The sequence below is a fragment of the Bradyrhizobium sp. BR2003 genome (assembly GCF_009720285.1).
In the GTDB taxonomy this organism is placed as follows: Bacteria; Pseudomonadota; Alphaproteobacteria; order Rhizobiales; family Xanthobacteraceae; genus Bradyrhizobium; species Bradyrhizobium elkanii.
Window position 1 is genome coordinate 1 of the sequence record NZ_SMYJ01000032.1, and the last position, 19,217, is coordinate 19,217.

The window sequence follows — 19,217 nt, forward strand, 5'->3', positions numbered from 1 at the left end:
TCCGGCCGATGGATCGCAGTTCGATGCTGTTCGCCTTCGATCTCTGGAAGGAGGAGGATGTCGCCAGGCACGGCCAACAAATCCTGGCACGGCTCGAGGCCGGGACCATGCCCTGCGACGGCGCCTGGCCGACCGAGCGAGTGGCGCTGTTCGCGCGCTGGGCGAATGGGCAGAATCCGCCGACCTGATTGCGCCGAGCCGATCTCGGAGCAATTTCGGGCGATTTCGGTGAACGGCGCTGCAAATTGTGCAGTGGCGGCGCTCGCTCTGACAGGTTAGAGGTTTGGTTCTGATCAAATCAGAACCAAACCTCTCGATCTCTTGTTTTGACGCGTTTTCTTCACGCGAAGCGGTAGCCACTTCGCTTGAAAACGCGATAGACAGTGCCCGCCATTCAGTGGAGACCCAAATGAGCATTCAGCGTTTCGAAACCGGCCCGCGCATGAGCCAGGCCGTCGTGCACGGCAACACCGTCTATCTCGCCGGCGTCGTCGCCGGCAAGGCCGCGGGCGGCAGCGTCACCGACCAGACCAAGGACATCCTGTCGATCATCGACGGCCACCTCGCCAAGGCCGGCACCGACAAGTCGAAGCTGCTCAGCGCGACGATCTACATCACCGACATGAAGACCTTCCCGGAAATGAACGCGGTGTGGGACGGCTGGGTCTCGGAGGGTAACACCCCGGCCCGCGCCACCGTCGAGGCCAAGCTGGCCGCGCCGCAGTACAATGTCGAGATCATGGTCGTCGCGGCGAAATAGACGCGACGCACGTCATCAAAGGATACCGGATGCCCCGGATTGCAAAGCGCAATTCGGGGCATTTTCATCTTGCACTCACGCGCTGATCGGCGATCGCTCGCTCGCGGTCTCGCCGAGATCGGACTGAAGCCAGCGTGCAATCCGACGCCACGAACCGGCCAGAGCCCTGCGGCCCATGAACAGGCCGAGGTGACTACACGGCTCGGTCTCTCGTTGCAGCCACGCGGGCCGCGTGCCCAACAGCCGCATCGTCGCAAACGCCTGGTCGGGCGGAACGACGATGTCGTTCTCCGCAGCGAGCAGGAAGACCGGCAGCTTCACCGCAGCAAGATCGATTTTGCGGCCAAGCGCGACGAAGTGTCCGGCGGCAATCCGGTTCTGGCGAAAGATCCAGTCGGTCACTTCAAGGTAGTAGGTACCCGGCAGATCAAGGGGATCGCTGTCCCAGTGCCTGAAACGGTCGAGCAGCGCCCGTGCATCCTCGGACTCACGGTCGAGCCGTCGCTGCAGCGCCGCTTCCACGTCAAGCAGACTGAACGGGATACTCCAGACCTTCAGCATCTGCTTGCCACTGACAGTCCCATCCCCCTGACGCACCAGCGCCTCGAAGCCTTGCTGCGGCAGCGAGGCGACCATCCTGGAAAGCTCTGACGGCACAGAAACATCCACCGGGCTGCCGGCAAGCACAAGCCGCCGTACCTTGCCGGGAAAGCGCGCCGCATAGAGCAACGACAGCCAGCCGCCCTGACAGAGACCTGCAAGGTCGACCGGCGGCCCGATCGTGTCGACGGCCACGTTGAGATCGGACAGAAAGGTGTCGACCGAGAAATATCGCATCTCCGGTGCCGCCGAGTGCCAATCCGTGAGATAGAGACGCGCAAAGCCAGCCTTCTGCAACGCCTCCATCAGGCTGTGGCCGGGGGCGAGATCCGCAATCTGCGCGCGATGCAGCGCATAGGGCGCGCAGACCAGCAGCGGCCGGCCTTCGGCCGCTCGTGAGAAATCCAGCAGGCACATCGACGGCAGCTGAAGCGCGACCGAATGGGCTGTCGTCCAGGGCAGCGCCGCCACTTCGCCCGGCGAATCTGTGGGCTCGGGCGCACGATTGGGGTACCACTGCGAGTAGATGTCCAGCGCCAATCGCGCGGCTTCAAACGGCCATAGCCACGCGTCCTGCGCCCAGCTGGTGCTCGCACTTCGATCGGATGGATCCGTCTGTTCAGGCAAGCTCATTCACCGATTGATCGCTACCGGGATGGTCTGGCCAACGCGGGCCAAAACCTTGACGCTGATCAAGAACCGACAAATTCAGGTTGGGTCAGTTTACGCCAAACCGGCTAGAACGGCAGCCACGCCGGGACGTCACGATCTCGCGACCCCGGCGCGGCTTGCTGCCAAGCAGCAAAAGCCGTCGTTTCAGCAGACTAAAGCGCGATGAGATTGGGTTGAATCATCATCGCGCTTTAGCTCCTTGTTGAGCATGATCTCCGCGCAAACGCGTTCCGCGTTTGTCGCGAGGGAAAACCGCTTCACACTTTTCCGGATCATGCTCTAGGCGGCGCGCGCCGTGCCCTTCTCGGCCTCGAGCTTGCGCGCGAACAGCCAGCGGAAATAGGTCAGCGGGGCATCGGCGCCGATCGCGAGCAGCTGATAGTCCGGATCGGCGTCGAACACGCGCTGCTGCGCCTCGATGATGTCCTTGTCCTCGTTGAACCCTTCCTCGAGGCTGTGCCGCAGCGACAGTGCGATGTTCGGGTTGTCGATGTCGAAATCGTGCAGGTAGTTCCAGAAGAAGTGCGTGGTCGAGCGCGTTTCCGGCGTCATGAACTGCGCGTTGCGATAGGACCGCGTGCCCGGAACCTGGACGCCTTTCTCGACGCCCTGCCCCGCCGGCGCGAACGTGGTGTCGAGCGTGAAGATGCCGGGCACGATCATGCGGCCGATATTGCGGCGATCGATCTTGTCGGTTTTGTTCGGGATCACCTTCTTGTGGTAGGGCGGCGGCTCGGCGCCCATGTGCCAACGCTCGACGCGGAAGCCGTCGTCCAGCTTCTCGATCGTGACCGGTTTGGTCTTGTAGGCATATTCCTCGGATCCGCCGAGCGTGTTGGTGTGCACGAAGGCGAGATGGGCGAAGTCGCTGAGATTGTCGACGATCAGGAGCCAGTTGGCCTTGTAGTGCATGTAACCGGGCAGGCCCCGCCATTTGGGATCCTGCAGCGGCGGATAGTCGAGGATCAGTTTCGGATCGGCCTTCTCGGGATCGCCGGTCCAGATAAAGATCAGATTGTAGCGCTCGACCACGGGATAGCTGCGCACGCCGAGCTTGGCGGGGATCGTGTCCTGGCCGGGGATCTGGATGCATTTGCCGTTGGCCGCGAACTTCATGCCGTGATACATGCACCTGATGTCGTCGCCCTCGATGCGCCCCATCGAGAGCGGTGCGGCGCGATGGCAGCAACGGTCGTCCAGCGCGACGACTTTCCCGCTCGAGCCGCGATAGAGCACGATCGGCCGCTCCAGGATGGTGCGTGCGACCATCTTGCCGTCGATCAGTTCGTGATTCCACGCCGCCACGTACCAGGTGTTGCGCAGGAAAATTCCGTCGTCAGCCATCTCACCCTCCCGATGCAATTTGGTTGCGAGGAGGTTAGGTGATTGCAGTCACCGGGATAATCCGATTCGGCTGGACACACTGTACCGGTGGATGGACAATCGGCCATGGAGTGGCGCGACTGGGAGCTGTTTTGCGAGGTTGTCGAGCATGGCGGCTTCACCGCGGCCGCGCGTGTGCTCGGCCACCCCAAATCGAGCCTCAGTGCTGCGGTGCAGCGTCTCGAAGCCAATCTCGGGCTGCGGCTGATCGAGCGCACCACGCGCCACCTGCGGCTGACCGATTCCGGGGAGACCATCTATCGCAAGGTGCGCCCGCTGTTCGCCGCGCTACACGACACCCACAGCGAGGCGCTGGCGATGTCGAGCGCGGTCGCGGGCACGCTGCGCATCAAGGCGCCTTATGAATTCGGCGCGCATCATGCAGGGCCGGTCGCCTGCGCGGTGATGGGCCGCTACCCCGAACTCGCGATCCGGATCGATGTCGAGCATGACATCGTCAACCCGATCGCCGAGAACTACGACATCGTGTTTGCGATGCTGGAGGCGCCGCTGCCGTCGGCCGGCATCGTGATCCGCCGCGTCTTCACGCTCGAGCGCGGCCTGTTCGCGGCACCCGCACTGCTGGAGAAATTCGGCGAGCCGCGCACGCTGGATGATCTGCGAAGGCTGCCGCTGTTGACCGGTCCCAGCGACCCGCCATGGGCGATCACCGCCCCCGGCGGCGCAGTCGAGCATCTCGCGGTCGATCGCGCGCGCCTGACCAGTTCGAATGCCCATGTCCGCCTGCAGGCGGCGCTCGCCGGCCATGGCGTGCTGCGGGTCACCGCCAGCTACACCCGCGCCGCCGTCGCGGCCGGGCAGTTGCGGCGATTGCTGCCCGAACATGCCTGCGAACCGCTCAACGTGCACGCGCTGTTGCCGGCGCGGCAATTTGTCCCGGCGAAGGTGCGCTGCTTCCTCGACGCGATGGAGGCGCATGCGCGCGGCGATCCGGAGGCCTATATCAGGCCGTAGGGGTCTTTTTGGCCGATCAGCATTTTCCCGGGAACCTATGCGGCCGGTCGGCATCCAACGGTATGATTCCGCCAACAATGAGGGCGACCCGCCATGCGCCAGGCCCATGTAACGTCTCTGCCGCCAATCAACTCGGGCGATGCCGAGCTCGTGCAACGCGCGCGCGCCCGCGACGAGGCCGCAATCCGCGCCATCATGCAGGCGAATAATCGCCGGCTGTTCCGGCTGGCGCGCGGCATCCTGCGCAACGACCACGAGGCCGAGGACGTGGTTCAGGACGCCTATGTGCGCGCCTTCACCCATCTCGACCAGTTCCGCGGCGAGTCCAGCCTTTCGACCTGGCTGTCGCGGATCGCAATGAACGAGGCGCTCGGCCGCCTGCGCCGCAAGCACCGCAGCGTCGAATGGTCCGATCGGCCGAAAGGTGCTCCCGAAGCCCAGATCATCCAGTTCCCCCTGTCGTCAACGGACGATCCGGAAAGATCCATGGCCCAGCGTGAGATCCAGCAGGTCGTCGAGCACGCGATCGACGAACTGCCCGAGGCGTTCCGCCTCGTCTTCATCACTCGCGTGATCGAGGGCATGAATGTCGAGGAGACCGCTGAGATCCTCGGCCTCAAGCCGGAAACCGTGAAGACCCGCCTGCATCGCGCCCGCACCATGCTGCGCGACAATGTCGAGCGGAAGATCGGCCCCGTCGTCATGGAGGCCTTTCCTTTCGCGGGCAAGCGCTGCGAGCGATTGACCGAAGCGGTTCTGAAACGGCTCCGCGTCACGGCCTGAATTTTTCGGGAACCTCTGCGCGTCCGCGCCATCCAACTCCTGTGCAAGCAACGACGCGCCGCGCGCTACGCCCGGCTCAACAGGAGTTTCAAACCATGTTCGTTCGATTGGGTATCGCGGTCGCCGCGCTCAGCCTTCTCAACTGCGCTGCGCTGGCGCAGGGCGCAAAGCCGACCGATCCGCAGATCGCACATATCGCCTATACGGCAGGTGTGATCGACATCAATGCCGCCAAGCAGGCGGAAGAGACGGCTTCCAACAAGGAGGTCAAGGCGTTCGCCAAGGACATGGCGCGCGACCACGAGGCGGTGAACAAGCAGGCGCTAGACCTCGTCAAGAAGCTGAAAGTGACGCCGGAGGACAACGACACCAGCAAGGCGCTGTCGAAGCAGGCGGCCGACAAGCTCGCCGAACTCGGCAAGCTGAAGGGCGCCGCCTACGACAAGGCCTATATCGACAACGAGGTCGCCTACCACAAGGCCGTCAAGACCGCGCTGGAAACGCAGCTGATCCCCTCGGCCAGCAATCCCGAACTGAAGAGCCTGCTGCAGACCGGCCTGAAGATCTTCCAGGGCCACCAGCAGCATGCCGAACACGTCGCGGCCAGCCTGAAGTGAGGAGACGCGTGATGTTGTCAGGACGCTGTCTCGCAACGCTGGCCTTGCTCGCGCTCGGCGCGATGGCCGTCCCGGCGCATGCGGCCACCATCCAGATCGTGATGGAAAATCTGGTGATCTCGCCGGCCGAGGTGTCGGCCAAGGTCGGCGACACCATCGAATGGGTCAACAAGGACGTGTTCGCCCACACCGCCACCGCGAAGAACGGCGAATTCGACATGACGATCGCGCCGAAGAAGACGGTCAAGTCGGTTCTGACCAAGGCCGGCACGGTCGACTATTACTGCCGCTACCATCCCAACATGAAGGCGGTGCTGACGATCGCACCATAGCCCGCGCGATGACCTCCGAGGTAATCGATCGGCGCACGCGAACCTTCGATAGTCCGGACCGCCGCACAGTCCGGCACTATCGAAGGAGAGCACCATGACCGACCACGCCACCATCGCCCGCCGCTATATCGATCTCTGGAACGAGCGGACGCCGAGCCGGCGTCGCGAGATGCTGAGCGAGAACTGGACCGCCGATGCACGCTACGTCGATCCGCTGATGAGCGGCGACGGCCATGAGGGCGTCGACGCGCTGATCGCGGGCGTGCAGCAGAAGTTTCCGGACTTCCGCTTCAAGCTGATCGGGGAGGCGAACGGCTTCGGCGACCATGTCCGGTTCTCCTGGGGCCTTGGTCCCGATGGCGTCGACAGCCCGATCAAGGGCACCGACTTCGCCATGCTGAAGGACGGCCGGATCAGGAGCATCACCGGCTTCCTCGACCAGGTGCCGGGCGCTTGATGAATTCCGTCATTCCGGGGCAGCCCGAAGGCCTGAGCCCGGAATCTATCGGGCCGCGAATCTTGAGATGAATGGATTCCGGGTTCTCGCTTCGCGAGCCCCGGCATGTCGAGGGAACTTCCACCCCGGCGATGTCGCTGCTAGTCTTTCCGAAACACAGGGAGGACGCCATGAAGGCAGATTTCGCCTTCAAGACTTCTGTCGTCAGCGACATCACGCCGGCGCTGCTGGCGATCGGCCGCGACACCTTTCCAGAGGTCCTGATCGGCGCGCTCCGCCGCGTCGCCGGTGTCGGTCATTGCATGGTGTTCTCGTTCACCGGCCCGCGGACCGCCGCGTGCCTGCTCGATGTCGGCAACATCCCGACCGGGCGCGATCTCGGGATCGCCTATTCCGAACATTTCCATCAGGCCGACCCGAACCGCGATGCGGTGTTCGAGGGACGAACGCAGGCCGCGCCGATCGTGCTGCCGACCTTCGCCCGCCGCATGTACAGCGACGGCTACCGAAAGATCTTCTTCGACGACTCCGACATCGTCGACAAGTTCGCTTCCGCGATCTGGACCGGCGACACCTGCTTCTATGTCAACTTCTACCAGATCACCGCGCAAGGCCGCTTCAGCCGCGAGCAGATCGCGCGCCTGGCCGCGGTCGCGCCGGCGTTGACGGCGGCGGTGGCGCGGCACTTCCAGCGCGACCCGGCACCGGATGTTGATCCGATCGAGCGGTTGAAGATCCTGTTTGCAACCGCCGAGCCGCTCGCCAGGCTGACCGGGCGCGAGAAGGAGGTCTGCCTGCGCATCCTCTCCGGTCTCAGCTCGGAAGCGATCGCCGCCGAGCTCGGCATCGGGCTGCACTCCGCCCTCACCTATCGCAAGCGTGCCTATGACAAGCTCGGCATCTCCTCGCAGAACGAGCTGTTCGCGATCGCGCTGCGCCTGATGGCCTCGGCGCGCCAGCTGAACTGAGCGCTCCAGGCGGTGTGGCTTCACTCTGTCCCCAGCGGTGGGGACAGACGGGCCGCGCCCGCCGGCCTATGCTCGGCCCGAAAACCTGAGGCCAAACCGAGATCACGTCGTGAGCACCGCGCCCCATTTCGACATCGACGTCCCCGCCTTCTGGCAGGATCCCTATCCGGCGCTGGCGCGCATGCGCAAGGAGGCGCCGATCGCCTTCGTGCCGCAGCTCGGCAGCACGCTGCTGTGCAGCCGCGACGACATCTTCATCTCGGAGAAGCAGATCGACGTGTTCTCGTCGCACCAGCCCGAGGGGCTGATGAACAAACTGATGGGCCACAACATGATGCGCAAGGACGGCGATGCGCACATGAACGAGCGCAAGGCGATCTTTCCGGCGATCTCGCCCAAAACCGTCAGATCGCACTGGACCGCGCAGTTCGCAGCACACGCGACGCGCATCCTCGACGAACTGAAACCGGACGGCGTGGTCGATTTCGTGCAGGCCTTCGCGCTGCCGTTCTCGGCCGAATGCCTGAAGTCGATCACCGGCCTCACCAACATGCGCTTCCAGGACATGAACGCGTGGTCGCAGGGCATGATCGACGGCATCGCCAATTATGTCGGCGATCCCGCGATCGAGGCGCGCTGCCATGCGGCGACCTCCGGGATCGATGCCGCGATCGACGACATGGTCCTCAGGCTGCGCAAGACGCCCGACCTCAGCCTGCTCGGTGTGATGCTGCAGACCGACATGCCGATGGAGAGCGTGCGCGCCAATATCAAGCTTGCGATCTCGGGCGGCCAGAACGAGCCGCGCGACGCGATCGCCGGCACGGTATGGGCGCTGCTGACCCATCCCGACCAGCTGGCGCTGGCGACGAGCGGCACGATCCCGTGGCTGCAGGTGTTCGAGGAATATGCGCGCTGGATCTCGCCGATCGGGATGTCGCCGCGGCGGATCGCAAAGCCCTGGACGATCCGGGACGTCGCATTCGAGACCAATGAGCGCGTGTTCCTGATGTTCGGCTCGGCGAACCGCGACGAGAAGCATTTCGACCGGCCCGACGCGTTCGACGTGCGCCGCGACGCCGGCAAGAGCATCGCGTTCGGTGCCGGCCCGCATTTCTGCGCCGGCGCCTGGGCCTCGCGCGCCATGGTCGCCGACGTCGCGCTGCCCGCGATCTTCAACCGGCTGAAGAATTTGCGCCTGATCGAGCACAGGCCGGCGCGGATCGGCGGCTGGGCGTTCCGCGGCCTCCTGGATTTGCCGTTGACGTGGGACGCGTAGCCCCCGTTACCGCCCCCAGCGCAGCACGACCGGATCGAGTGTCCGCGCGATCTCGATCAGCCCGGCGCGGGTCGCGGGATGCAGCGGTTGCAGCGGGTGGCGCACCGCATCGGACTTGATGACGCCGCCCTCGCGCATCAGCACCTTGCAGGCCTGCAGCCCGCATTGCCGGTTCTCGTAGTTGATCAGCGGCAGCCAGCGCGCATAGGCCCGCACCGCTTCGTCACGCCGGCCTGCGAAGAACGGAACCATGATCTGGCGGATGCCGTCGGGATAGCCGCCGCCGGTCATCGCACCGGTGGCGCCGGCATCGAGATCGGCCATCAGCGTGATCGCCTCCTCGCCGTCCCACGGCCCCTCGATCTCGGCGCCGCCCTTCTCGATCAGGCCGCGCAGCTTGTTTGCGGCCATCGGCACCTCGATCTTGAAGTACCTGACATTGGCGAGCTCCTTCGCCATCCGTGCCAGGAAGTCGACCGAGAGCGGCGTACCCGCGACCGGCGCGTCCTGGATCATGATCGGGATGTTGATGGCATCCGACACGACCCGATAAAACTCGTAGATGCCTGGCTCGCCGACGCGGAAGGTCGCGCCGTGATAGGGCGGCATCACCATCACCATCGCGGCGCCGGCGGCCTCCGCCTGGCGGCTGCGCTCAGCGCACACCGCCGAGGAGAAATGCGTCGTGGTGACGATGACGGGAATGCGGCCGGCGACATGCTCGAGCACCGCATGCATCACGGTCTCGCGCTCGGCGTCGGTCAGCACGAACTGTTCGGAGAAATTGGCGAGGATGCAGATGCCGTGGGAGCCGGCGTCGATCATGAAGTCGACGCAGCGCCGTTGTCCGTCGAGGTCGAGATTGCCGTTGGCGTCGAAGATGGTCGGCGCCACGGGGAAGACACCGCGATAGGGGCGCTTTGCGACTGACGTCATGATAACGACCTCCCGGGTTTTTGTCGGATTTTCTTGTCAGCTCTGGCGGAACGGCAGCGGCGGGCCATCGAGCCGGCGCAGGCCCGGTTCGCGGCGTTCCAGCCACCAACCATACTGCTTCGGCCAGGACGCGAACACCTCGCCGCCTCCACCGCCAAGCGCAAGCTCGGCATGCAACGGCCAGTTCGGATCGAACAGCGCCTCGCGGCCGATCGCGACCAGATCGGCATGGCCTTTGGCCAGGACGTCTTCTGCCTGCTGCGGATGCAGGATGAGGCCGACCGCGATGGTCGCAATGTCGGCGGCGCGGCGGATCTCGTCGGCATAGGGCACCTGAAAGCCGTAGCCGCGCGGAATCCGCGCCGCGGTCGCCGAGCCGAGCAGGCCGCCCGACGAGCAATCGATCAAATCGACGCCGCGCGCCCTGGCTTCGCGGGCGAACGCGACCTGGTCCTCGAGCGTCAGGCCGCCGTCGATACCGTCGACCGAGGAGATCCGCACCGACAGCGGCCGCTCCGCCGGCCAGGCCGCGCGCACGGTCTCGATGATCTCGAGCGGATAGCGCATCCGCCCGGCGCGATCGCCGCCATAGGCGTCGGTGCGGCGGTTCGACAATGGCGAGAGGAATTCGTGCAGCAGATAGCCATGCGCGCAATGCACCTCGACGAATTCAAAGCCGGCCTCCACCGCGCGCAAGGTGGCGCGGCGCCATTGCTCGCGCAGCGCGGCGAGTTCGGCCGCGTCGAGCGCGTGCGGCATCAACCAGCCTTCCTCCATCGGGATCGCGCTCGGCGCCACCGTCCGCCACGGCAGATCGCCGCGGGCGCGATCGGCCTCATCGAGAGCGGCATTGCCGTACCAGGGACGCTGCATGCTGGCCTTGCGGCCGGCATGCGCGAGCTGGATCGAAGGCACCGCGCCATTGTCCTTGAGGAAGGCGGCGATCCGCTCGAGCGGCGCGATCTGCTCGTCGTTCCAGATGCCGACATCGCCATGGGTGATGCGGCCCTCCGCGGTCACCGCCGCGGCCTCGACCATCACGAGCCCGGCGCCGCCCTGGGCGAACTTGCCGAGATGCACGAGATGCCAGTCATTGGCCAAGCCGTCGGTCGCCGAATACTGGCACATCGGCGAGATCAGGATGCGGTTTCGGGAGGTCACGCCGCGAAGCGTGATCGGCTGAAACAGAAACGGCTGCGACATCGGGACCTGCGGGAAGGTGTTGGCGGGAGAAATCGTGGCGGAAAGCTAGGCGGCGCGCCCCGAGATCGCAAGTCATGCCGCGGCGCAGGCGGCAAGACCTGCACGCATGCAGCACTTGCGCAACGGCGCGATCTGCAAAACCCGCAACATCTGCCGCAGAAAGATCTCCCGGCTGGTAAACAGTTTCGGTCATCCCCGGATCACATCGCGGATCGCAATTCGTCGCGGACATCCCTACATTGCCGGCATGAAGAAAATCGGATTCCTTTCGTTCGGGCACTGGACGCCCTCGCCGCAGTCGCAGGCCCGCTCAGCTGCGGATGTGCTGCTGCAATCCATCGACCTCGCGGTCGCAGCCGAAGAGCTCGGCGCGGACGGCGCGTATTTTCGCGTCCATCACTTCGCCCGCCAACTGGCCTCGCCGTTCCCGCTGCTGGCGGCGGTCGGCGCCAGAACCAGCCGGATCGAAATCGGCACCGCCGTGATCGACATGCGCTACGAAAATCCGCTCTACATGGTGGAGGACGCCGGCGCGGCCGACCTGATCGCGAGGGGACGCCTGCAACTCGGCATCAGCCGCGGCTCGCCCGAGCAGGTGATCGATGGCTGGCGCTATTTCGGCTATCAGCCCGGCGAGGGCGAAACCGACGCCGACATGGGCCGGCGTCATGCCGAGATCTTCCTCGACATGCTGCGCGGCCAGGGATTTGCGCAGCCCAATCCGCGGCCGATGTTTCCCAATCCTCCCGGCCTGCTTCGGCTCGAACCGCTCTCGGAAGGCCTGCGCGAGCGCATCTGGTGGGGCGCCGGCTCGAACGCCACCGCGGTGTGGGCGGCGAAGCTCGGGATGAACCTGCAGAGCTCCACACTGAAGAGCGACGAGACCGGAGAGGCTTTCCACATCCAGCAGGCCGCCCAGATCCGGGCCTATCGCGCCGCCTGGAAGGAGGCTGGGCACACGCGCGAGCCGCGGGTCTCGGTGAGCCGCAGCATCTTCGCGCTGGTCGACGATCGCGACAGCGCCTATTTCGGCAACGGGCAGGAGGAAGACCAGATCGGCTTCATCGACGAGAGGACGCGCGCGATCTTCGGCCGCGGCTACGCCGCCGAGCCGGACAGGCTGATCGAGCAGCTCAAGACGGATGAGGCGATCGCGGAGGCCGACACGTTGCTTCTGACCGTCCCCAATCAGCTCGGGGTCGCCTACAACGCGCATGTGATCGAGACGATCCTGACCCAGATCGCGCCCGCTTTGGGCTGGCGCTGAACCTCGTCACATCGAGCAGAGCCGGGATCAGGACCCGCGCCGGCCGTCTTCTAGGGGGCTGTTGAGAGGGAACGGCCGGGCGCGGGCTTGAACCGACCGTTCTCGCCGGAGGTCGGTCGGCTCTGTTCGACCAATGCCGGAACCCGCGACATCGTTCCGGTGGAACTTCGTTCTCAAACGCGGAGAACTACGGAAACATAACTGCGCCTTGTGAGAAGAACAGGTCGAGTACGGTTCGTTAGGCGCGCACGTTGCGTGAACAGATCGCCGTAATATCCCGGGATCATCGCGGGTCAGGAATCCCTGTCGCGATTGCGCCGGGGGAGATCGAGCCGATCGACGCGCTCATTGATCCGACGGTTCAGCTCCTCGTCTTCTCGCGTGTTACTGCCGCGACGGGCGCGAACCACCAATGCACAACATCCGAGCAGAACGATCGCGAAGAGCGCGTAGTACCACCATGCCATGCACTGATCTCAAATGAACGCCCGCCAGTACGAGCGGAAAGGTCATCGTTCGGGCCGGTAAGGACGCGCCGACCTCGGCGCATGATAGGGGTTGACCAGACAGGTCGCCGGCAGCCCCACAGCGCCGGCCTGGCACTGATCCAGCGACGTGAAGACGCAGTCCATGCGTTCGCCGACCAACTCACCGTAAACATGCATGCAGACGGGATAGCGCGGATCATACATTTGCGCGGATGCCGGCCTCGTCATCCAAAGCACGCCCAGCGCAAGCAGCAGCGCTCCAAGCAACCTCACGTCACATCTCCTGCTGTCGCGAAATACATTGCCTTGCCGACAAACGGTGCCTTGCCGACAAACTGTCCCGCGACATTTGCCTGAAGGCTGGAGCGGGCGAAGGGAATCGAACCCTCGTATGCAGCTTGGGAAGCTGCCGTTCTACCATTGAACTACGCCCGCGATCTCAATTGCTTGAGGTCGCACCTCACGGGTGCGACCGGCCGGACCATAGCCCGGGCGGAGGCAGCGGATCAAGCGCGCATTGGAGCCGATCGCCGCACCGCCCTCGCTAGTGGCCCATCCTCACCAGCACGTCATTGATGACAAAAGTCGCGGCGGCAGCCGCATCGCAGCTGCCGCTTCGTGCATAGATGCAGGCATCGGCGATGCCGACGCGGGCACAGCTTTGCCTTGAATAATCCGCCGGCAGATCACCGGCCGCCGCGGGCCGCGCCAGGATGCGGTTGAAGGCCGGCCTGGTCGCCTGCAACAGCGGCGGCAGGATCAGCTCGGCGAGCGGATCGGCGGGCTCGAGCGCATAGAGCGGCACCGGGCCGACCAATCGTTCCCGCCCTGGCAACAGCTGGAAACGGACATTGTAAAGTGCGAGGCCGCACATCTGCGGATCGCTGCGCAGTTCGGCGGCGAGCCGCGCCGCGCCGACACCACGCGTCCAGTAGTCGCGCATCCCTTCGCTGGCGCCGGCGAGCGTCATCGAGAGCAGCGCCCAGCTACCGGTGACGATCGGCAATGCCCAGCGGCGCCAACCTGGTCTTGCGCGTAGCCATTGCACCCAATCGGCCGATCCCAGCGCCGCAACGATGATGAACAGCACAGCCGACAGGAAGACGAAGCGGTATTCCTTGTGCGCGATCAGGCTGTGGAAGACGAGGTTGACCAGCGCCACGGCCAGCAGCAGCGGCGCATGGCGCGAGCCGCGCCAGATTGCAGCGAGCGGCAATACGATTGCCGCCGACCACACGATCAGGAAGTTGACGAGATAGGCCGAAGCCGGCGTCACGCCGAACTCGGTCGCGCGATCGTGCAGCAGGTTTTCCCTGATGTTGCCGATCAGCCAGGCGAACGGCACGGCGCCATGCGCAAGCTCGATCGCGGCGGAGAGCACGAGCGCGGCGAGACCGCCCGCGACCAACGGGATCAAGTTTCGCCAACGCATCCAGCAGGCGCCGAGCGCAAGCACGGCGATGGCCGGCGCATACTGAAAGCGGCAGACAAAGGCGAACGCGAGCAACGCGCCGCCGATCGCGAGACGCCGCGGCGACGGACGACCGGTCACCAGCAGCGCCGCCGGCACGATCAGCGCCGTCGCCAACGGCTCGCCCAATGTGTGCGGCGCGAGGAGGATCAACTCGAACCAGACCGCAGCCGCGAACGCCGCGACGATGGCATGGGTTCGCGAGATGCGTGCACCGAAGAACCAGGCGCTGACCACGATCGACAGCGACGCAGTTGCGGCGACCAGGCGCGGCACCAGGAAAGCGCCCTCGCCGCCCGGCGCAATCAAGCCGCCCACCGCGACCGGCCCGGCCAGCAATGTCGGCAGGAACCAGCCGCGAATGCCTTCGCGCCACTCCCACGTCAGGATGCCGTCATGGCCGAGCATTCGCCACGCCGGCTCGAGATACTGAAAGATCTCGTCGGGATACATCACGTTGGGCCAGAGCGCGGCCGCAAGGCGCAGGACCAACGCCAGCAACAACAATGCGAACAGCGGATGACGACGCCCGGCCGATGTCCCGGCCGCGGCTGTGCCGCCGCGCGCGATGCCCGCGCCGGTGCTGGTCATCGTTCCGCCGATCGTACCGTGGAGCAGCATGCTGACGACCAGATAGCGGGCAAAGCCTTTAAGATGCGTGACTGGTCATTGGCGAGATCACACAGAACGGGCCGCGACATGGTTAGCTAAACGTCAAGATTCAAGATGCGCACGCCGGCGACGATGTTAAGATCGCGCGTTGGGGGCTGGTGGCGTCATGGCGGGGCGTGGGTACACTATTTTCGACACGGCGATCGGCCGATGCGGTATCGCGTGGGGTGAGCTCGGCGTGGCCGGCGTGCAGCTTCCCGAGCTGCGCGAGATCGAGACCCGCAAGCGGCTATTCAAGCTTTATCCGGATGCGCGCGAGATGCGGCCTCCCGAGGAGGTCGCTGTCGCGATCGAGGGCATCGCCGCGACCTTGCGCGGCGGCAATGGTGACCTTGCCGGCGTTGCGCTCGACATGAGCGGCATCCCGACCTTCAGCGCGCGCGTCTACCAGTTTGTCCGCACCATTCCCCGCGGCGAAACCCGGACCTATGACGATGTGGCGAGCGCCTTGCGCGCGTCCGGCGCGGTCTATTCGGTGGCACAGGCGCTCGGCCGCAATCCCTTCATGGTCATGGTGCCGTGCCACCGCGTGCTCGAGACGGCCAATTATGCCGACCGGATCTCGCCGAACGGCGGCAGCATCTCGAAGCGGCGGCTGCTCTCGATCGAGGGCGCCCAGCCGACCACCAGCAAGACCCTTTTTGATGTGCTGCTGCCCGTTGCGCGACTGCGGCCGCAGGCTTAAATCCCGGGTATGGTCCGAACCACGCTGCTGCAGCGCGATCGCATCACAGTGAACGAGTTTCGCTGCACAGCGGAACCCGGCGACAAGCCGTTCGCCGAGCAGTTCGCCTGCCACTCTGTGTCCTATGTGCGCAGCGGCAGCTTCGGCTGCCATTGCCGCGGCCGCTTCCATGAGCTGGTGGCAGGCTCGATCCTGGTCGGCCATCCCGGCGATGAATACACCTGCACGCACGATCATGTGGTCGGCGACGAATGCCTGTCGTTCTTCCTGGACCCGGAGCTGGTCGAGACCATCGGCGACCGCGCGGCGGTCTGGCAGATCGGCTCGGTGCCGCCGCTGCCGGAACTGATGGTGATCGGCGAGCTCGCCCAAACGGCGGCAGGTGGCAACAGCGACGTCGGCCTCGACGAGATCGGCTACCTCCTCACCAGCCGCCTTGTCGAACTGGTGTCCGACCGCAAGGCAAGGCCTCTCACCGCGGGCTTGCGCGATCGCCGCCGCGCCGTCGAGGCCGCGTTGTGGATCGACGCCAATTCACATCGTCAGATCGACCTCGACGATACCGCGGAACACGCCGGCTTGAGCACCTTCCATTTCCTGCGGCTGTTTTCCGCGGTGCTCGGCGTCACCCCGCATCAATATCTCGTGCGCTCGCGGCTGCGCCATGCGGCGCGGCGGCTCGCGGACGACGACAGCCCGATCACCGACATCGCCTATGACGTCGGCTTCGGCGACCTGTCCAATTTCGTGCGCAGTTTCCACCGCGCCGCCGGCGCCTCGCCGCTGAAGTTCCGCCAAGCCTCGCGCGGCGACCGCAAGATTTTCCAAGAACGTCTCGCGCTGCAATAGCTAGGCTGCTCCAGTCCGCGCGTCTTTCGATGCGCCCAGCGACTGGAGATTTCCTCATGTACGACCATATCGGACTGCGCGTTGCCGACCTCGACGCCAGCGTGCGCTTCTACACCGCGGTGCTGGCACCACTCGGCTTCGTGCTCTGCTCGCGCGACGACAGCGGCGCCGGCTTCGGCCCGAAGGGCGAGCCCGCGCTCTGGCTGCATTCGCACAAGGGCAAGGCCCAAGGCGGCGCGCACGTTGCGTTCCGCGCGCCGAGCCATGACGCGATCAAGACATTCCACACCGAAGGCCTGAAAGCCGGCGGCAAGGACAATGGCGCGGCGGGCCATCGCAAGGATTACAGCCCGACCTATTACGCGGCGTTCCTGCTTGACCCCGACGGCAACAATGTCGAGGCGGTGTCGACCTGACAAAAAGCCGCGCATTCCAACGTCATCCTGAGGAGCCGCGCAACGCGCGGCGTCTCGAAGGATGGCCCGAGCGAGATCCGGTCATCCTTCGAGGCTCGCTCAGGAACGCGATGCCGGGGCATCGCGTCGCTCGCACCTCCAGCGACAAAGGCGAAGCCTTTGCGCGGGAATGACAACCACCCGAAAGGTTACAATCATGGCTTCCATTCACAAGGATATCCCGATCGACGCGCCGGCAGATCATGTCTGGGACGCCTTGCGCGATTTCGGCGCGCTGCATACGCGGCTGGTGCCGGGCTTCGTGACCGACACGCAACTCGACGGCGACGTCCGCACCGTCACTTTCGCCAACGGCACCGTGGCGCGCGAGACGCTGGTCGATTGCGACGACAACCGAAAGCGGCTGGTCTATGCGATCACCAGCGAACGGTTGAAGCAGCATTCCGCCTCGGTGCAGGTGTTCGCCGAGGGCGACGTGCGCTGCCGCGTGGTGTGGATCGCCGACGTGCTGCCGCACGAGGTCGCGCCCTATATGGACGCGCAGATGGACCTCGGTGCGGCGGCGATGCAGGCGGCGATGGCCAAATCGGCGAAGAACGCAGCGTAGCGAGGCTGGCGGCCGGAAAACCTTATCACCGTCACCCCGCGCAAAGGCTTCGCCTTTGTCGCTGGGATGACGGTGTGAGGATTGGTAGCGAGCGGCCTCCCCACGCCGTCGTCCTGGCGAAAGCCATAACCACCGAATTCGATTGAGAGTGCGATAGTGGCCCCAGCCTCGCACAACGACAAGCGGTTGGGGTAATGGATCCTGGCTTTCGCCAAGACGACGCCGAATATATGCACATTCTCTCAGGACGACGGTGCGAGAGCCGAGACGGCATCTTCAGCGGTTCAAGACAGCGCCGGCTGCGCCTCGGCGACCGGCGCTGATTTGCCCCAGCGCGTCAGGATCACGCTGAGGCAGGACAGCACGCCGAGCACGCCCATCGAGGCGGCGGCGAGTGCGAAGAAGTTCTGCGCGCTCGCCTCATGCGTCGACAGCCACCAGCCGCCGGCGCCGATGAAGATCAGCCGCGCGGTCTGCGCCAGCACCGGACCCAGCACTTTCGCGGCACCCTGCGAGGAAAAATACATCGACATCGCAAGGCCGATGAACGCGTACATCGGCGCGGCGGTCGAAAGATATTGATGGCTGGTCGCCCGCACGTGCGGATCACTGGTGAACAGATTGACCCAGAGGTCGGGAAAGACCGCGATGAAGCTGCCGACCACGCCGACCGCAAGGAACGACACCGTGCCTGCGGTCCAGGCGATGCGCCGGGCCCGCGCGACGCGCTCCGCGCCGACCGCCATGCCGATCATCGGCACCGAGGCGATGCCGACCGCGAAGGCGACCGAGGTCAGCATGAATTCGAGCCGCGCGCCGATGCCGTAGCCGGCGAGCACCGCGGTGCCGAACTGCGCCAGCATGTGGGTGAAGATCGAGATCGTCAGAACCGATTGCAGCGGCGAGAAGCAGGACACCGCGCCGACCTTGAGGATGTCGATGAACATCGCCCACTGCACGCGCAGTCCCTTGAACTTCGGCTTCACGCGGGCGCGGCCCGAGAACAGATACCAGCCCATCACGCTGATGCTGATCGAATAGGCGATCAGCGAACCCGCGGCGACGCCGCGCATGCCGAATTGCGGTACCGGACCGAGACCGAGCCCGAGCGTGCCGCCCAAAATGATCTGCCACACCGCCGACGACAGAATCATGGTCGAAGGCAGCTTCATGTTGCCGGTGCCGCGCAGGATGCCGGCCATCGTGTTCATCAGCCAGGGCAGGATCGCGCCGCCGAAGAACACCTGGGAATAGGCGATCGCCTGCGCCAGCACATTGCCGCGCCCGCCGAGCAGTTCGAGCAGGCGCGGACCGAAGATCAGCATGCCCAGCATGAACGTCAAACCAAAGGTCAGGCCGATCAGCAGCGCATGCATCGCCAGCGTCGAGGCGCGCTCGATCTCGCCGGCGCCGAGCGCGCGCGCGATCGCGGATGCCACGCCGCCGCCCATCGCGCCGCCGGACATCGTCATGGTGAGGATCACGCAGGGAAACACCAGCGCCATCGCCGCCAGCGACTCGACGCCGAGCCGGCCGATATACGAAGTCTCCGCGATGACGACGCAGGTGCCGGCGGAGAGCGCGATCACGTTCGGCCATGCAAGCCACAGCAGCGTGCGCAGGATCGGCCCGTCGAGCAGCGCATTGCGCGCCGGCTTGGTCACCGGCGGCGGCGGCCGCTCTTGTTCGTCGACAGGTATTTCGGCGAGGCCGAGATCGGACATTTCTGCTCCCGAGCGCGTCGTTCGGGAGCCGCGCCATGGTGTTTCCCTACCATGGCGGCGGCGGAATCCACGT

At 65.3% G+C, this 19,217-nt stretch carries 20 protein-coding genes, 1 tRNA gene and 1 pseudogene; 14 read left to right on the top strand and 8 right to left on the bottom strand.

Annotation, left to right across the window (positions count from 1 at the left end; all coding sequences use genetic code 11):
- Both E2I15_RS38880 and E2I15_RS26620 read left to right on the top strand, forming a co-directional pair.
- A pseudogene (locus E2I15_RS38880) lies at positions 1–188 on the top strand (CDGSH iron-sulfur domain-containing protein); the annotation flags it as partial.
- 221 nt (positions 189–409) lie between these two features.
- A complete protein-coding gene (locus E2I15_RS26620; RefSeq protein WP_028339041.1) occupies positions 410–760 on the top strand; it encodes a RidA family protein in 351 nt (116 codons plus the stop codon).
- Between the two features lie 75 nt (positions 761–835).
- Here E2I15_RS26620 and E2I15_RS26625 read toward each other — a convergent pair whose 3' ends face one another.
- Together E2I15_RS26625 and E2I15_RS26630 are read right to left on the bottom strand one after the other, a co-directional pair.
- Positions 836–1,831 (bottom strand): alpha/beta fold hydrolase, encoded by a 996-nt coding sequence (locus tag E2I15_RS26625; protein ID WP_137481155.1) that lies wholly within the window; start codon positions 1,829–1,831, stop codon positions 836–838.
- A 480-nt stretch (positions 1,832–2,311) separates the two neighbouring features.
- Entirely contained in the window at positions 2,312–3,376 is a 1,065-nt protein-coding gene (locus tag E2I15_RS26630) for an aromatic ring-hydroxylating dioxygenase subunit alpha (RefSeq protein ID WP_137481107.1), read from the bottom strand.
- Positions 3,377–3,481: 105 nt separating this feature from the next.
- Between E2I15_RS26630 and E2I15_RS26635 the strand changes: the two genes are divergently transcribed.
- From E2I15_RS26635 to E2I15_RS26665, 7 genes are all read left to right on the top strand, one after another.
- Entirely contained in the window at positions 3,482–4,390 is a 909-nt protein-coding gene (locus E2I15_RS26635; protein WP_137481106.1) for a LysR family transcriptional regulator, read from the top strand.
- A gap of 93 nt (positions 4,391–4,483) precedes the next feature.
- Positions 4,484–5,173: an RNA polymerase sigma factor gene (locus E2I15_RS26640; protein WP_137481105.1), complete on the top strand. Its 690-nt coding sequence runs from the start codon at positions 4,484–4,486 to the stop codon at positions 5,171–5,173.
- A gap of 95 nt (positions 5,174–5,268) precedes the next feature.
- Entirely contained in the window at positions 5,269–5,790 is a 522-nt protein-coding gene (locus E2I15_RS26645) for a DUF4142 domain-containing protein (RefSeq protein WP_137481104.1), read from the top strand.
- Between the two features lie 11 nt (positions 5,791–5,801).
- Positions 5,802–6,122 carry a cupredoxin domain-containing protein gene (locus E2I15_RS26650; protein WP_170991659.1) on the top strand — a complete coding sequence of 107 codons (321 nt, stop codon included), beginning with the start codon at positions 5,802–5,804 and terminating at the stop codon, positions 6,120–6,122.
- 94 nt (positions 6,123–6,216) lie between these two features.
- The gene (locus tag E2I15_RS26655; protein ID WP_137481103.1) at positions 6,217–6,579 is read left to right on the top strand and encodes a nuclear transport factor 2 family protein; all 363 of its coding nucleotides are present in this window, start codon (positions 6,217–6,219) and stop codon (positions 6,577–6,579) included.
- Between the two features lie 170 nt (positions 6,580–6,749).
- The gene (locus E2I15_RS26660; protein ID WP_137481102.1) at positions 6,750–7,547 is read left to right on the top strand and encodes a helix-turn-helix transcriptional regulator; all 798 of its coding nucleotides are present in this window, start codon (positions 6,750–6,752) and stop codon (positions 7,545–7,547) included.
- Between the two features lie 109 nt (positions 7,548–7,656).
- The gene (locus tag E2I15_RS26665; RefSeq protein ID WP_137481101.1) at positions 7,657–8,826 is read left to right on the top strand and encodes a cytochrome P450; all 1,170 of its coding nucleotides are present in this window, start codon (positions 7,657–7,659) and stop codon (positions 8,824–8,826) included.
- Positions 8,827–8,832: 6 nt separating this feature from the next.
- Here the strand turns inward: E2I15_RS26665 and E2I15_RS26670 are convergent, their stop codons facing one another.
- Positions 8,833–9,762 carry a dihydrodipicolinate synthase family protein gene (locus E2I15_RS26670; RefSeq protein ID WP_137481100.1) on the bottom strand — a complete coding sequence of 310 codons (930 nt, stop codon included), beginning with the start codon at positions 9,760–9,762 and terminating at the stop codon, positions 8,833–8,835.
- Between the two features lie 36 nt (positions 9,763–9,798).
- Positions 9,799–10,965 carry an NADH:flavin oxidoreductase/NADH oxidase gene (locus E2I15_RS26675; protein WP_137481099.1) on the bottom strand — a complete coding sequence of 389 codons (1,167 nt, stop codon included), beginning with the start codon at positions 10,963–10,965 and terminating at the stop codon, positions 9,799–9,801.
- 247 nt (positions 10,966–11,212) lie between these two features.
- On the opposite strand from E2I15_RS26675, the gene E2I15_RS26680 reads away from it, so the two are divergent.
- Entirely contained in the window at positions 11,213–12,232 is a 1,020-nt protein-coding gene (locus E2I15_RS26680; RefSeq protein WP_137481098.1) for an LLM class flavin-dependent oxidoreductase, read from the top strand.
- A gap of 509 nt (positions 12,233–12,741) precedes the next feature.
- On the opposite strand, the gene E2I15_RS26685 is transcribed toward E2I15_RS26680, so the two are convergent.
- The 3 genes from E2I15_RS26685 to E2I15_RS26695 all read right to left on the bottom strand — a co-directional run bounded on the left by E2I15_RS26685 (position 12,742) and on the right by E2I15_RS26695 (position 14,812).
- Positions 12,742–12,993, bottom strand: a complete 252-nt coding sequence (locus E2I15_RS26685) for a DUF3551 domain-containing protein (protein WP_276486894.1) — start codon at positions 12,991–12,993, stop codon at positions 12,742–12,744.
- Positions 12,994–13,081: 88 nt separating this feature from the next.
- A tRNA-Gly gene (locus E2I15_RS26690) sits at positions 13,082–13,155 on the bottom strand.
- A gap of 109 nt (positions 13,156–13,264) precedes the next feature.
- Positions 13,265–14,812: a glycosyltransferase family protein gene (locus E2I15_RS26695; protein WP_137481097.1), complete on the bottom strand. Its 1,548-nt coding sequence runs from the start codon at positions 14,810–14,812 to the stop codon at positions 13,265–13,267.
- A gap of 157 nt (positions 14,813–14,969) precedes the next feature.
- Between E2I15_RS26695 and E2I15_RS26700 the strand changes: the two genes are divergently transcribed.
- The 4 genes from E2I15_RS26700 (at position 14,970) to E2I15_RS26715 (ending at position 17,420) form a co-directional block, all read left to right on the top strand.
- Complete coding sequence (locus tag E2I15_RS26700; protein WP_137481096.1) at positions 14,970–15,548, top strand: methylated-DNA--[protein]-cysteine S-methyltransferase; 579 nt, start codon at positions 14,970–14,972, stop codon at positions 15,546–15,548.
- 9 nt (positions 15,549–15,557) lie between these two features.
- Entirely contained in the window at positions 15,558–16,397 is an 840-nt protein-coding gene (locus tag E2I15_RS26705; RefSeq protein ID WP_137481095.1) for a helix-turn-helix transcriptional regulator, read from the top strand.
- 56 nt (positions 16,398–16,453) lie between these two features.
- A complete protein-coding gene (locus E2I15_RS26710) occupies positions 16,454–16,813 on the top strand; it encodes a VOC family protein (protein ID WP_069280342.1) in 360 nt (119 codons plus the stop codon).
- A 196-nt stretch (positions 16,814–17,009) separates the two neighbouring features.
- Positions 17,010–17,420, top strand: coding sequence for an SRPBCC family protein (locus tag E2I15_RS26715; RefSeq protein WP_137481094.1), 411 nt, complete (start codon positions 17,010–17,012; stop codon positions 17,418–17,420).
- Positions 17,421–17,704: 284 nt separating this feature from the next.
- On the opposite strand, the gene E2I15_RS26720 is transcribed toward E2I15_RS26715, so the two are convergent.
- Complete coding sequence (locus E2I15_RS26720) at positions 17,705–19,144, bottom strand: MATE family efflux transporter (RefSeq protein ID WP_137481093.1); 1,440 nt, start codon at positions 19,142–19,144, stop codon at positions 17,705–17,707.
- Between the last annotated feature and the right edge of the window lie 73 nt (positions 19,145–19,217).